General features: G+C 68.8%; 10 protein-coding genes. 6 read left to right on the top strand and 4 right to left on the bottom strand.

The window, feature by feature from the left end:
* Positions 1-77: 77 nt before the first annotated feature.
* Positions 78-1196 carry a hypothetical protein gene (locus tag BMZ02_RS16370; protein ID WP_091645834.1) on the top strand — a complete coding sequence of 373 codons (1119 nt, stop codon included), beginning with the start codon at positions 78-80 and terminating at the stop codon, positions 1194-1196.
* On the opposite strand, the gene uvrA is transcribed toward BMZ02_RS16370, so the two are convergent.
* Positions 1193-6814 carry an excinuclease ABC subunit UvrA gene (gene uvrA / locus BMZ02_RS16365; protein WP_091645832.1) on the bottom strand — a complete coding sequence of 1874 codons (5622 nt, stop codon included), beginning with the start codon at positions 6812-6814 and terminating at the stop codon, positions 1193-1195. The two genes, BMZ02_RS16370 and uvrA, sit on opposite strands and share 4 nt — an antisense overlap.
* Before the next feature lie 136 nt (positions 6815-6950).
* Here uvrA and BMZ02_RS16360 point away from each other — a divergent pair, with 136 nt between their 5' ends.
* The 3 genes from BMZ02_RS16360 to BMZ02_RS16350 are packed head-to-tail and all read left to right on the top strand — an operon-like array spanning position 6951 to position 9651.
* The gene (locus tag BMZ02_RS16360) at positions 6951-7517 is read left to right on the top strand and encodes a TetR/AcrR family transcriptional regulator (RefSeq protein WP_091645829.1); all 567 of its coding nucleotides are present in this window, start codon (positions 6951-6953) and stop codon (positions 7515-7517) included.
* A complete protein-coding gene (locus BMZ02_RS16355; RefSeq protein ID WP_091645827.1) occupies positions 7514-8740 on the top strand; it encodes an MFS transporter in 1227 nt (408 codons plus the stop codon). Before BMZ02_RS16360 ends, BMZ02_RS16355 begins: the two co-directional genes overlap by 4 nt.
* Positions 8737-9651 (top strand): homocysteine S-methyltransferase family protein, encoded by a 915-nt coding sequence (locus BMZ02_RS16350; RefSeq protein ID WP_245754057.1) that lies wholly within the window; start codon positions 8737-8739, stop codon positions 9649-9651. The genes BMZ02_RS16355 and BMZ02_RS16350 overlap by 4 nt, the downstream gene beginning before the upstream one ends.
* Before the next feature lie 57 nt (positions 9652-9708).
* Here the strand turns inward: BMZ02_RS16350 and BMZ02_RS16345 are convergent, their stop codons facing one another.
* Positions 9709-10518 (bottom strand): ABC transporter permease, encoded by an 810-nt coding sequence (locus BMZ02_RS16345; protein ID WP_091645824.1) that lies wholly within the window; start codon positions 10516-10518, stop codon positions 9709-9711.
* Positions 10509-11126, bottom strand: coding sequence for an ABC transporter ATP-binding protein (locus BMZ02_RS16340; RefSeq protein ID WP_091645821.1), 618 nt, complete (start codon positions 11124-11126; stop codon positions 10509-10511). The genes BMZ02_RS16345 and BMZ02_RS16340 overlap by 10 nt, the downstream gene beginning before the upstream one ends.
* A 119-nt stretch (positions 11127-11245) precedes the next feature.
* On the opposite strand from BMZ02_RS16340, the gene sseA reads away from it, so the two are divergent.
* Positions 11246-12094, top strand: coding sequence for a 3-mercaptopyruvate sulfurtransferase (gene sseA, locus BMZ02_RS16335; RefSeq protein WP_091645819.1), 849 nt, complete (start codon positions 11246-11248; stop codon positions 12092-12094).
* Positions 12095-12162: 68 nt separating this feature from the next.
* Here sseA and BMZ02_RS16330 read toward each other — a convergent pair whose 3' ends face one another.
* Complete coding sequence (locus BMZ02_RS16330) at positions 12163-13119, bottom strand: universal stress protein (protein ID WP_091645814.1); 957 nt, start codon at positions 13117-13119, stop codon at positions 12163-12165.
* A 197-nt stretch (positions 13120-13316) separates the two neighbouring features.
* On the opposite strand from BMZ02_RS16330, the gene BMZ02_RS16325 reads away from it, so the two are divergent.
* A complete protein-coding gene (locus tag BMZ02_RS16325; protein ID WP_171909963.1) occupies positions 13317-14345 on the top strand; it encodes an NADP-dependent oxidoreductase in 1029 nt (342 codons plus the stop codon).
* The last annotated feature ends 233 nt before the right edge of the window (positions 14346-14578 follow it).

The following is a 14578-nucleotide window of genomic DNA, read 5'->3' as shown; positions in this document are numbered from 1 at the left end:
CGGCACCCGATCATGCAAGCCGGTATAGCCGCTGACCGCAAAGGATCGCGACGGAACACTGATCAGGGAGAGATCCAATGGAACTGGACTGGACGCTGGGCCTCGTGCTGCTGGGCATGGGCGCTACCGCGGCGCTGGTGGTGCGGAGTCGGAACGGCTCGAACACCGTTGCGCGGTCGAAACGGGCCTCATCAGAGCCCAATCCCCAAGAGGCTGCGCCCTCCGAGCCGGACGTGGAGCCGACCCCGGAGCCCGCGGACCTTACCCCCCCAAAGGCTGGCGCACCTCGACCGCATGATGGACCGGAGTGGCCCGACGATGGCCGCGGAGACCTCCAGCTCAACAGTGATCTGATGGCGCTGTGCGCGCGTCTCAATGACGAGACCATCGCTTTTCTCGACTGGCTCGCCGACGCTGATCCGGCGATTCTGGCAGTTATCGAGGAGTGTGGAGCCCACTCGCTTGAGTCCCTTCGCGAGGATAGCAGGGTTTACTGGGAAAACAGTGAGCAGCCGGATGAAGACGTTGGGTCCCGCCACCGCGAGCTCCTTTTGGATATTCACGGCGTGCCCGTTGATCACTGGATGCTGGTTCGCGCAGCCTGGCTACAGCGGCGTGAGGATCTGGATGCGCTAGAGCGCGTAACGAAATTGGCCGTCGATCAGGTGCGGGTCATGCGGCTGCGCCTCGAGGCCATGCAGCTCTCGCGCCTGGACCCGGAGTTGCGGGTGTGGGAGATTCCCGAGGACGCTCTGATCGGGGCGCTCGTGCATGTGGTTGCCGTCGACGGGGCGATCTCGGAGCGCGATGTCGCCTTCCTCAACGGGGTGTTCGAGAAGGACCTGTCAGCCGACGACTATGTCCGGATGTACGGCAGTTCCGAGCGGGGTCACGAGGAGGGCGGCGCCATCATCGACTTCCTCGAGTCCGTGGGCCGGGTCAACGGTTCGACATCCGCCGATGTGAACATGGCGTTTCTCGAGCTGACCATGCTGGCCATTGCCGCCGGCGAGGGTCACGACGGCGAGAAGCTGGCACGGCGCGGGGAAATCCTGGATGCCGGGAGGGAAGTCATGCACTACGACGTTTTCCCCGAGTTTGACTCCAGCGGAGCTCCTACGGCCTCGGAGAACGAGACGGATATGGTAGCTGCCCAGTCCCGCATCGACGCGCTCCGCCAGGGTGTGCCAGGCTAGGCTTGATGCCGCCCGCCGGCGCTGGCCTGGCCGAGGAACTCTGCGAGGATTCGTGCCGTGTGCGACTGGTCGGCATCCTTGGCGACCACGTCGTTCGGTACGCCCCTCGCCACCACGCGGCCACCCGCCTCACCGCCCTCGGGGCCCATGTCGATGAGCCAGTCCGCCTCGGCGATCAGGTCCAGGTTGTGCTCGATCAGCACCAGGGTGTTGCCGGCATCCACCAGCCGGTGCAGCACGTGGATGAGCTTTTCCACGTCGGCCATGTGCAGCCCCACGGTCGGCTCGTCCAGCACGTACACGGTGTGCGGCTGCTGGCGGCCTTTCATGTTGGGGCGCGCCTTGGCCAGCTCGGTGACCAGTTTGATGCGCTGGGCCTCGCCCCCGGACAGCGTCGGGCTCTGCTGGCCCAGGGTCAGGTAGCCCAGGCCCACCGCCTGGAGCAGCTCCAGGGCGTGGTGGATCTTCGGGTGGGCGCTGAAGAAGTCCACCGCCTCGTCCACGCTCATGTTGAGCACGTCGCCGATGGACTTGCCCTTGTAGGTCACCGCCAGGGTCTCCGGGGTGAAGCGCAGCCCGTAGCAGAGCTCGCAGGGCACGGTGACATCCGGCAGGAAGCTCATCTCGATCTTCTTTACGCCCTGGCCATCGCAGCCGGGGCAGCGGCCGTCCTTGGTGTTGAACGAGAACCGCCCGGCGTTGTAGCCACGCAGGCGCGCCTCCTCGGTGTCGGCGTAGAGCCGGCGGATGGCGTCCCAGAAGCCGATGTAGGTGGCGGGGCAGGAGCGCGGTGTCTTGCCGATGGGGGTCTGGTCCACCTCCAGCACCCGGTCCACGTGTTCCGCGCCGGTGATGCCGGCGCAGCCGTCGAGGGTGGGCGTCGGGTCACTGGGGCGGCGGCCGGTGAGCCGTTTGAGGCCGGCTTGCAGCACGCCACGCACCAGCGACGATTTGCCGCTGCCGGACACGCCGGTGACACACACCAGCCGGTGCAGGGGGATGTCCACGTCCACGTCCGCCAGGTTGTGCAGGCTGGCCTGCTGTACGGTCAGCGTCTGCTCGGCGGGAAAGCCCCGGCGCTCGCCGCGTAGCGGATGGCGTAGTGGGTTGGCGAGGGCACGGCCGGTGACCGAGTCGGGGTTGGCCAGCAACTGGTCCACGGTGCCTTCCGCCACCACGCGGCCGCCGTTCACCCCGGCGCCCGGACCCAGGTCGATGACGTGTTCGGCCCGGCGGATGGTGTCCTCGTCGTGCTCCACCACCACGATGGTGTTGCCCTGGCCCTCCAGACGCTGGAGCGTGTCCAGCAGCATGCGGTTGTCCCGCGGGTGCAGGCCGATGGTGGGCTCGTCCAGCACGTAGCACACGCCCTGCAGGCTGGAGCCGAGCTGGGCGGCCAGGCGGATGCGCTGGGCCTCGCCGCCGGAGAGCGTGGGCGCCGCCCGGTCCAGAGCGAGATAGCCCAGCCCCACCTGTTGCAGGAAGTCCAGGCGGTTGCGCAACTCCGGCAGGATGTCCTGGGCGATGGCGGCGTCGCGGCCTGTCAGGCTCAGGTCGTTGGCCCAGCCAGCCGCGTGCGCCACGGACTGCTCCGAGACCGCGGCGATGCTGTGCCCCTTGAACCGCATGGCCAGCGCCACCGGGTTGAGCCGGCGGCCGTCACAGGTGGGGCAGGTGACCGGCTCGGCGTCGTCCTCGTTCCAGGCGCTCTCCTCGCCGGTCTGCTCCGCATCGAAACCGGGCAGCACCTGCCCGGTGCCGTAGCAGGACGGGCACCAGCCGTGCTTCGAGTTGTAGGAGAACAGCCGCGGATCCGGCTCCTCGAAACTGGTGCCGCAGCCCGGGCATGCGCGCTCGCTGGAGAACACCACGTCGGCGGCGTCTTCGGTGGCCAGCTTCAGGGTGTGCTTGCCGTACTCCAGGGCGCGCTCAACCGCGGTGCGCAGGGCGGACTCGTTCGCCGGGTCCGCGGTGAGCGTGGCCACGGGCAGGTCGATGTCGTGCTCGCGGAAGCGGTCCAGCCGCGGCCAGTCGGCGGTGGGCAGGTAGGCGTCGTCCACGCGCAGGTGGTCGAAGCCCTTGTTCGCCGCCCACTTGGCGAGGTCGGTGTACACGCCTTTGCGCGCCACGATCAGCGGCGCCAACAGGGTGATCTCGCGGCCCCGGTAGTCGGCGAGAATGCGCGCGCAGATGGCCTCCGGCGACTGGGCCTGAATGGGCACGTCGCAGTCCGGGCAGTACTGGGTGCCCAGCTTCACGTACAGCAGCCGCAGGAAGTGGTGCACCTCGGTCATGGTGGCCACGGTGGACTTGCGCCCGCCGCGGCTGGTGCGCTGCTCGATGGCCACCGTGGGCGGGATGCCGAAGATGGCCTCCACGTCCGGCCGGCTGGCGGGCTGCACGATCTGCCGCGCGTAGGCGTTCAACGACTCCAGGTACCGCCGCTGGCCCTCGTTGAACAGGATGTCGAAGGCCACCGTGCTCTTGCCCGAACCGGACAGCCCGGTGATCACCGTCAGCCGGTTGCGCGGGATGCGGATGTCGATGTTCTTGAGGTTGTGTTCGCGCGCGTGGTGGATGGTGATGGCGTCCAGCGGCGCATAGGCCGCCGGTGCCTCGGCCACGGCGGATGCCTGGGTCGGTGCCTCTGTAGGAGCGACGTCAGTCGCGACCGGTGCGGCGTCGGGCGCCGTGGCTGCACCGGTCGCGACTGACGTCGCTCCTACACCCGGGTTGATCCCCTGGTACTCCCGTAACGCCCGTCCGGTATGGCTCGCCTCCACGCCCGACACCGCATCCGGCGTCCCGGCCGCCACCACCTGGCCACCCTGATCCCCGCCCTCCGGGCCCATGTCGATGAGCCAGTCGGCGCAGCCGATCACGTCAAGGTTGTGCTCGATCACCAGCAGCGAGTGGCCGGCGTCCAGCAGCCGCTGGAAGGCCTTCAGCAGCACTGCCACGTCGGCGAAATGCAGGCCGGTGGTGGGCTCGTCGAACAGGAACAGCATGCGCCCCTGGCCCTTGCGTCGGCGCGCTGCCTCGCCCAGGTGGCCGGCCAGTTTCACGCGCTGTGCCTCGCCGCCGGAGAGGGTGGGCACCGGCTGGCCGAGCTTGAGGTAGCCAAGACCCACCGCTTCCAGCGGCTCCAGCCGGTTGCGGATTTCGCGGTTGTCGCCGAAAAAGCGCACTGCCTCCGTCACGGTGAGCTCCAGCGCCTCGGCGATGGAGCGGGGCGCGTCATCCACGCCCTTGGCCGGCGGCAGCTTCACCTCCAGCACGTCGTCGCGGTAGCGGCGCCCGTCGCAGTCCGAGCAGCGGATGTAGACATCGGAGAGGAACTGCATTTCCACGTGCTCGAAGCCGTTCCCGCCGCAGGTGGGGCAGCGGCCGGCGCCGCCGTTGAAGCTGAAGGTGCCGGGCTTGTAGCCGCGCTCCTTCGCCAGCGGCTCCGCGGCGTAGGCTTTGCGGATGGCCTCGAAGGCGCCCACGTAGCTGGCCGGGTTGGAGCGGGTGGTCTTGCCGATGGGGGACTGGTCCACCAGCACCACGTCCTCCAGGTGCTCGTCGCCTTCCAGGGCGTCCACGTGGCCCGCCGGGTTGGTGCCGTGGCCCTTGCGTCGGGCCAGGGTGTTGTAGAGCACGTCCGTGACCAGGGTGGACTTGCCCGAGCCGGAGACGCCGGTGACGCACACCAGCCGCTCCAGCGGGATATCCACGTCCAGGCCGTGCAGGTTGTGCTCGGTGGCACCGCGCAGGTGCAGCCAGTGGTCGGCCGGTTCGCGGCGGACGTCCGGCCGCGCCGCGGCGACGCTGCGCCGGCCGGCCAGGTAGTCGCCGGTGAGTGAGCCCGCGGTGGCGGCCACCGTGTCCGGGGTGTCGAAACAGACGATTTCGCCGCCGCGCTCGCCGGGACCGGGGCCGATGTCCAGGATGCGGTTGGCCGCACGCATCACGTCCGGGTCGTGCTCCACCACCAGCAGGGAGTTGCCGGCGTCGCGCAGGCGGTGCATCACCTCGATGATGCGGCCCATGTCGCGCGGGTGCAGGCCGATGCTGGGCTCGTCCAGCACGAACAGAGTGTTTACCAGCGAGGTGCCCAGCGCCGTGGTGAGGTTGATGCGCTGCACCTCGCCCCCGGAGAGCGTGCGCGACTGGCGGTCCAGGGTGAGATAGCCCAGGCCCACCTGGGTGAGGTAGCGCAACCGTGCGCGAATGCCGTCCAGCAGGAGTTCGGCGGCCTCGTCCAGCGGGGCCGGCAGGTCCACGTGGTCGAAGTACTCCCGCAAACGCCCCAGCGGCAGGTTGAGCATGTCCTGGAGGTTCAGGCCGGGCAGGCCGAGAAAGCGCTCCTGCTCCAGACGCGCGCCGCGCGGCCGGTAGCGGTGGTCACGCGCCACCACGCGGTCCACCTCGTCGTGGCCACCCACGCGCCAGAGCAGCGGCTCGGGCTTCAGGCGCGCGCCGTCGCACTCGGGGCAGCGGTCGTAGCTGCGGTAGCGCGACAGCAGTACGCGCATGTGCATCTTGTAGCTCTTGCGCTCCACCCAGTCGAAGTAGCGGCGCACGCCGTACCAGCAGCGCTGGTTCCAGCCGCCTTCGCCCTCGATCACCCAGTCCCGGTGGTCCTGGGGCAGATCCTTCCACGGGATGTCCGTGGCAATGCCGGCGCGGCGGGCGTAGCGCATGAGATCCGTCTGGCACTCCGCCGAGCGGCCGGACTGGAACGGGCGGATGCAGCCCTCGGCCAGGGTCTTGTTCTCGTCCGGGATCACCAGGGAGTAGTCGATGCCCATGACCCGGCCGAAGCCGCGGCAGGTCTCACAGGCGCCCACCGGCGAGTTGAACGAGAACAGGCTGGAGGAGGGCGCCTGGTAGTGGATGTCGCAGTCGGCGCAGTGGAAGTCCCCGGAGAAGCGCCAGGGGTCCAGTGGCTTGCGGTCATCGTCCAGCGGATGCACGGCCACGCTGCCGCGGCCCAGGTGCAGGCCGGCCTCCAGCGCCTCCACCAGGCGATCGCGCCGGTCGCCGGCCAGGCGCACCCGGTCCACCACCACTTCCACGCGGTTCTTCAGCGTCTTGTGGAAACGGGTGTAGCCCTGGCTCTCCAGCAGGCTCTTGAGTTCCTTCGCGGTCAGCCCCTTGGGCACCGCGACCGTCGCGACAACCATGGCCCGCTGCCCTTCGGCGCGGGCCAGCAGCCGGGCGGCGATGCTCTCCGGGTCGTCCTTCTGCACCCGCTGACCGCAGCCGCCGCAGTACAGCTGCGCCGTGCGCGCAAACAGCAGCTTCAGGTGGTCGTTGAGCTCGGTCATGGTGCCCACGGTGGAGCGGGAGGTGCGCACCGGGTTGTTCTGGTCGATGGCGATGGACGGCGGGATGCCCTCGATGGCGTCCACGGCGGGCTTGTCCATGCGGTCCAGGAACTGGCGCGCATAGGGGGAGAAGGTCTCCACGTAGCGCCGCTGACCCTCGGAGTAGACCGTGTCGAACGCCAGGGACGACTTGCCCGAGCCGGACACGCCGGTCACCACCACCAGCTCGCCCAGGGGCAGGTCGATGTCCAGATTGCGGAGGTTGTTCTGGCGGGCGCCCTTGATGCGGATCACGTCGTGAGCCATGGAACTCCCCGGTCACCGTGGATGGACGGCGCAGTATAACGGGTCTGATCGGGAAGCGGACCCTCGACCTGTTGACAGTTCAGCCTGTTGAACCTCAGAATTTAGATAGATCGTTCTATATTAACTGGAGGCTGCAATGGTGGCCAGAAAGCGCGACACGCTGCTCGACACCGCCGAGCGGCTTTTCTATGCGGAGGGGTTCCACGCCACCGGCGTCGACCGGGTGGTTGCCGAGGCCGGTGTCGCCCGGATGACGCTCTACAACCACTTCGCCTCCAAGGAAGCGTTGATCGAAGCAGTGCTCGACCGGCGCTACGCGCGCTATCTGGACGAGCTGCGCCGCGCGGTCGACACCGCCGCCGCGGGCGATGCCGTCATGGCGCTGGCCCACGTGCACTGTCAGTGGCTGGAGACCACCGCGAATCGCGGCTGCATCGTCATCAAGGCGATCGGCGAGTTCGAGCAGCACCATCCGGCCATTGCCGACCAGGGACGCCGGCTCAAGCGGGAGCTGATCGCTGTCATCGCCGACGCCCTGTCCCGTGACGGTGTCGTGGACGATTCCGTCACGGCCGAGCGCGTACTGGTGATCCTGGAAGGGGCCGATGCGCTCACGCCGGTCCTCGGTGCCTCCGCCGTCACCAGCCACCTGCGTGCCATGCTGCCTGCGGTGCTCGCGTCGGCCACCAGGGGGCATGCATGAGGCCAGTCAGCGCCACCGGCTATGCGGTTCTCGGTGCCGGGCTGATCGCCATCGCGTACGGGCTCGCCCGTTACGCGTTCGGCTTGTTCGTCCCGTCGATCCGCGCGGAGCTCGGGCTGTCTGCCGATGCCGTGGGCATCGTCGGCTCGCTGGCGTTCATCAGTTTCTGTTTTGCCAGCGTGGTTGCCCCGCTGGTGGCGGACCGCCTGGGGCCACGGCTGGCAGCCGGGTTGTCGGGGGTGTTCGCGCTTGCGGGCCTCACCCTGATCAGCCTCGCGGGCGACGCCGTGGTGCTCGGCACCGGCGTCTTCGCCTGTGGCATCGCCACGGGGCTGATGATGCCTGCGTTATCGTCCGGCGCGCAGGCCGCCGTCCGCGCCGATCTCCGCGGGCGCGTGAACGCCGTCATGAATGCCGGCACCAGCGCTGGCCTGATCGTCTGCGTGCCGGCCGTGCTGCTGCTGAGCGGCGCCTGGCGCCTCGCCTACGGCTCGTTTGCGGTGCTGGCGGCGCTGGGCGTACTGGCAGCCCTTCTGCTGATTCCGTCATCCGCGCCGGGAAGCCGGGGCCAGGCGCAGCCCACGGCGCCCGTTTCCCGGGAGCGGTGGCTCGAGGTCACGCGGCTGACCCTGTTCTGCTTCGCCATGGGCGTGGCCGGATCCGCCTACTGGATCTTCGCGCCCGATCTGGTCGTTGAGGTGGGTAGCCTGCCGGAGCGGCTCACCGGTTACCTCTGGCTGGTGGTGGGCATCACGGGCCTCGCCGGCGCCTGGGCGAGTGACCTGGGGGACCGCATTGGTGCGCCCGCCACCCAGGCACTGGCGCTGGTCGGGCTGGGGGGCGCAACAGCGCTGATTGCAACCGCGCCCGGCGACTTGCTGATCGCGCTGATATCGGCCGCCGTCTTCGGCTGGGCGTTCATGACCCTGACCGGGTTGTACTTGGTGACGGGCATCCGGCTGCTGCGTGACCGCCCGTCCATGGGGCCGGTGATCCCGTTTCTTGCGATCACGATCGGCCAGGCCGTGGGCTCGCCACTGGTCGGCTGGACCATCGCCCGCGCCGGTTATGGGGAGGCATTCATTGTGTTTGCGACGCTCGCCGCGCTGGTCGCAGCCGTCTCGTTCCTTTTCCCCCGCACGTGCAGTGATGCCGCCGCCGAAGAGGCGGCCGAGCCGCGGAGTCCGGCGGCGGCCACAACAATCGAGAGGAGACCCGAATGATGCACCCGAACCAGAACGACGTTCTCATCCTGGACGGCGGCATGGGCCAGGAGCTGCGTCGGCGCAGCAGCCGCCCGGCATCCCCGCTGTGGTCCGCCCAGGTGATGCTCGACGAGCCGGATCTGGTGGTTGCAGCCCATCGTGACTTCATCGAGGCCGGCGCCCAGGTCATCACCGCCAACACGTACAGTGCCACGCCCCAGCGCCTGGAGCGCGATGGCGAGCCCGATCTCTTCGGGCCGCTGCACGCCGCGGCGCTGGATGCCGCCCGCCAGGCCCGCGACGACAGCGGCCGGGATGTGCGCATCGCCGGTTGCCTGCCACCGCTCATGGCGAGCTACAGCCCGGACATCGCGCCGGACGACGCCACCTGCCTGCAGGCCTATCGGGAGATGGTCGCGGCGCAGTCCGGCGGCGTGGACCTCTTCCTCTGCGAGACCATGTCCCTGGCACGGGAGGCGCGCGCGGCGACCGTTGCTGCCGCCGAGAGCAACCTGCCGGTGTGGGTTGCGTTCACGGTGGATGATGGCGACGGCACGCGCCTGCGCTCCGGTGAATCTCTTGCCGAAGCCGCCGAACAGGTGGTGGCCGCCGGCGCGGCGCGCCTGCTGATCAACTGCTCCGTGCCGGAAGCGGTCACCTCGGCCATGGACGTGCTCGCGCGAAGCGGTGTGCCGTTCGGCGGCTACGCCAACGCCTTCACGTCCGTGGAGGCCCTGAAACCGGGCGGCACGGTTGATGTGCTCGAAGCACGCAAGGACCTTGATCCCGCCGCGTACGCCGAGCACGCGCTTGGGTGGGTCCGGCAGGGCGCAACCATCGTGGGCGGCTGCTGTGAAGTGGGTCCCGCCCACATTGCGGCGTTGACCGAGAAGCTGACGGCAGAGGGATACCGGACGGCGGTGTCCTGACCATCGGGAGGTTGGCCCCGGCAACCCGCTCCGGGGGCCGGCCTCGCCGTCGGGCGCTTACGCGCCCTTGCGCGGGGCGCTGAGACGGTCGATGCGCAGCCGTTCACGGTCGTCGAACAGGCGGCGCGCACCGATCATCACTGATGCCACCGTGCCAAACCCGGTGCCAACGGTGATCAGGAACATCACCAGGATCTGATACTTGACCGCCAGCGCGGGCGGCGTCCCGGCCAGGATCTGGCCCGTCATCATGCCGGGCAGGCTGACCACCCCCGCCGCAGCCATGGCGTTGATCATGGGGATCATGCCGGTGCGCATTGCGTCGCGACGAATATCCGCGATGGCCGTGGACCAGCTCTGACCGAGCATCAATCGCCCCTCGATCACCTGGCGCTGCTGCCAGGCGGTGTCGGTGAGCCGGTCGAGCCCGAGAGCGATGCCGGTCATGGTGTTGCCGAGCATCATTCCCAGCAAGGGGATGGAGTACTGTGGCGTGTACCAGGGGTCCGGGCCGATGACCACCGCCAGCGCGAATGCCGTCACGGTGAACGACGACAGGAACATGGCGACGGTCCCTATTCCGAACGCCCAGCCGCCGGTCAGGCGCCGGTTCTGACGGGCCATCACCTCGCGACCGGCGACCAGCACCATGGCCACGCCCATGAGCAGCACCCACTGCAGCGCGGCGAAGGCGAACAGCGTCTCCAGGACCAGACCGATCAGGGCGAGCTGGATGACCGTCCGCACCGCGGCGATGACCACATCCCGCGACACTCCCAGCCGTGCCAGGTGGGTGCACACGGCGAGGGCGAGCACCAGCAGCGAGGTGCCCGCCAGGGACCACCAGGTGATCTCGATTACGTCCACGCCACGGCCTCCAGCCGATTGCCGTTGATGCGCAGGTGCCGGCCGGCGACGCGCCTCACCTGCGCCATGTCGTGGGCTACCCAGAGTACGGTCAGCCTGTCGGTACGGATGCGCCGCAGCAGCCACGCCTCCACACGCTCGGTGGTGGTGGCATCCAGGTTCGCGGTCGGTTCGTCCAGCAGCAGTGCCTGCGGTCCGTGGGCCATCATTCTTAGCAGAGCGGCGCGCTGGCGCTCCCCCGACGACAATCTCGTGATCGGCCAGTCCATGGCGTCTGCTGGCAAGCCCACGGCGGCAAGGTCCGATGGGTCCGGAGTGGCGGGGAAATGGGCGCCGACCCGTTCAAACCACCAGGGCGCCTCCGCGGGTAACAGCATGACTCGCTGGCGCCATTGATGACCCGGGAGACTCCCCTGGTGGAGATCGCCCCACCAGACGTCACCGGTGTGCGCATCCAGATCGGCTATGGCCCGCAGCAGGCGGCTCTTGCCGCCGCCCGAAGTCCCGGACAGGCACACGACCTCGCCCGGATCGATCGCCAGGGAGACGCCGGTGAGGGAGCCGCAGTCCAGGTCGTGAATCGTCAGGCGGGCCGGGGCGTCGAGCATGCGGGGGAGTATGCCAGAGAGTATGGCTTATCCGTAGCCAGTACCGGAGTGCTGGGCGACCGCGGCCCGCGTTGTCAGTGCTAACCTGTGCTGACCGAGGTGGCAACGGAGCAATCACCATGACCGCTGATGACGTCTCCCCGCTGGTCAGCGTGGACTGGCTGGCCCGCAACCGCGCGGAGCCGCATGTTCGCGTCGTTGATGCGAGCTGGCATCTGCCGGGCGCCAATCGCGATGCGGCGGCGGAGTTCGCCCAGGGGCACATCCCGGGTGCGGTGTTCTTCGATATCGACCGGGTGGTGGATCCGGAGGCGACGCTGCCGCATACGCTGCCGTCAGCGGAGGATTTCGCCCGCGCTGCCGGGGCGCTAGGCATCGGCAACGACAGCCACGTGGTGATCTACGACACGCGTGGGTTGTTCTCCGCGGCCCGGGCATGGTGGATGTTCCGGGTCTTCGGTCACGGGCAGGTGTCCATTCTCGATGGTGGACTGCCGGCCTGGGTGCAGGCCGGGCAGCCGCTGGAGACCGGGGACGTGCCCGTCGAGCCGCGGGTGTTCACGGCGCGGTTCCAGCCGGATGGCGTGTGGCGCCTTGAAGACGTGCAAGCCAATCTCGGCTCCGGTGATGCGGTCATGCTGGATGCCAGGCCGGAGGGGCGCTTCGCCGGGCGTGACCCGGAGCCGCGCCCGGGTGTTCGCGGTGGGCATATCCCCGGCGCACGCAACCTGCCGGCCGATCGTCTGGTGGACCCCGCCACCGGGCGCATGCACGACACGGACACCCTCGCCGCGCTTTTTTCGGGCACGGAGGACAAGCCGGTGGTGTGTAGCTGCGGCAGCGGTGTGACCGCCTGTGCGCTGGCGTTCGCCCTGCACCGTCTGGGGCGGGACGATGTGGCCGTCTACGATGGCTCCTGGACGGAGTGGGGCGGCCGGGACGATACCCCGGTGGCAACGAACGATTGATCTGAGCGCGCCCGTTCAGCCCGGGTGAGCCTCCACCCGGTTGCGACCTGCGTGCGTTGCGCGGTTTCTCACCCGAGCACTGTGACCGGACAGGCGGCCCCATGGATGACGCGCTGGCTCACGCTCCCCAGTAGCGACTCGATGCGGTTGAGGCCCCGCCGGCCGAGGATGACCTCCGCCGGCCCCAGGTCACGCACGTACTGATTGATGGCCCGCGCAGGGCTGTCGTGGCGGCTGATCTGCACCACGTCCGTGCCGGGCGCCGGGGCGTCCCCCATGGCGTCCCGGGCGGCCCTGAACGCATCCTCTGCGCTCTGCCGTGCCATGTGGCTGAGGGTGCGCCGGGAGACGGCCTCCGCCTCCGTGGTGGAGATCGTGGCGTTGTGACTCGGGTCGATCCCCAGCAGCCCCGGGAAGGCGTGGAGCAGATGGATGGCAGCGCCGCTGCGTGCGGCGAGCCGCGCCGCGTATGCCGCCGCCTTGCCGGATGGGCGGGAGCCGTCGACCGGCACGATGAGGGGCAATGGGCCGCCGTCCGGTGCTTCCACCCATTCCCGCCCGGCGGTGACGACGGTGACCGGCTGGTGGACGCTCTGGATCACGCGCTCGCTCACGCTGCCCAGCAACAGCTCCTGCACCCGGCCGAGGCCGCGGCGGCCCATGACCACCTGGACGTCGTGGCCGTCGCCGACGAAACCGGCGATGGCCGAAGAGGGCTTGCCGTCCAGCACGTGCTCGGTGACGTTGTCGGCGTCCCCCAGGTACTCCCGGGCGTGCTGGAACGCGCGCCGCGCACTGCCGTTGCGCAGGGTCTCGAAGGCTTCCGCGGTGAGCCGCTCGGCACTGGCGTCCCCCGGGCTGCGACCGAGTGTTTCCATCACGTGCTGAATGGAGCCCGGGAAGGCGTGCACCAGATGGATGTCGGCGTCCAGCGTGCGTGCCAGCCGCGAGGCGTAACGGACGGCGGCACCGGCGTGGTCCGAGCCGTCCACCGGCACGATGATGTCCTGAATGCAGGCGTTCATGGAGTCCTCCGGCGGCCTGTCGGGCCGTCCAATTGCGTACGCGCCAAGTCGGGCAGTAGAGCATGGCCTTCAGGACAGGCGGTTGACACAGATCAAGGGCGGCTGCAGCGAGCCTGTCACGCGCGGCCGGGCATTGCTGCTATGCTCGGTATCCCGATCGAAGGCTCTAACGAATACCAAGGGGGAGAATGCGACCAATGGCCGAGAATCAACGCATCGTGCTGGCCGCACGTCCGCAAGGCATGCCCGACGAATCGCATCTGAAGCTGGAGTCCGCGCCCATGCCCGAACCGGCGGACGGCCAGGTTCTGCTGCGCACCATCTACCTGTCCCTGGATCCGTACATGCGCGGGCGCATGAGTGCCGCCAAGTCCTACGCCCAGTCCGTGGAAGTGGGAAGCGTCATGGAAGGCGGCACGGTCTGCGAGGTAGTGGAATCGCACAGCCCGGACTGGCAGGCCGGCGATCTGGCCCTGGCGCACACTGGCTGGCAGGCCTATGCCGCCGTCAATCCCAAGGGACTGAAGCGTCTGAACCCGGACGATGCCCCCATCAGCACTGCCGTGGGCGTGCTCGGCATGCCCGGGTTCACCGCCTACGTGGGGATGGTGGAGCACGGTCGGCCGCAGAAGGGAGAGACGGTGGTCGTCTCTGCTGCCAGCGGCGCCGTGGGGCAGGTGGTCGGCCAGCTCGCCCAGCACTGGGGCTGCCGTGCCGTGGGTGTTGCCGGTGGGCCGGACAAGTGCCGGTTCGTTACCGAATCCATGGGGTTCGACGCCTGCGTCGATCACCGTTCCCCGACCTTCGAACAGGATCTGGCGGCGGCGTGTCCGAATGGCGTCGACATCTACTGGGAGAACGTGGGCGGCAAGGTGCAGGCGGCGGTGCTGCCGCTGCTGAATGAGTTTGCCCGCATCCCCGTGTGCGGCCTGATCGCCCACTACAACGAAACCGGCGCACCGGACGGCCCGGACAAGCTCTCGGGCTTCATGCGCCATATCCTGACCAAGCGGCTGACCGTGCGCGGTTTCATCCAGTTCGACCATGCGGACCGCCGCGGCGAGTTCTTCAAGACGGTTGCGCCGCTGGTGAAAAGCGGCGAGCTCAAGTACCGCAATGACGTGGTGCAGGGCCTGGAGAACGCCGTGTCGGCGTTCCAGGGGCTGCTCACCGGCAAGAACTTCGGCAAGTTGTTGGTGCAGGTGGGCGACGACCCGACGCAGTAACGCGATCGTGGGGTGGATCGTCGTGTGATGGTTTGGTGGACCTGAAGGTCCACCCTACGAATGCCGCGGGCGTACCGGAATATGCCGGATGTTCCGGATGTTCCGGATGTTCCGGATGTTCCGGATGTTCCGGATGTTCCGGATGTTCCGGATGTTCCGGATGTTCCGGATGTTCCGGGTGGTCCGGGTGGTCCGGGTGGTCCGGGTGGTCCGGGTGGTCCGGGTGGTCCGGG

Source organism: Aquisalimonas asiatica (genome assembly GCF_900110585.1).
GTDB classification, from domain to species: domain Bacteria; phylum Pseudomonadota; class Gammaproteobacteria; order Nitrococcales; family Aquisalimonadaceae; genus Aquisalimonas; species Aquisalimonas asiatica.
This window is presented reverse-complemented; position numbering and strand designations above follow the sequence as displayed.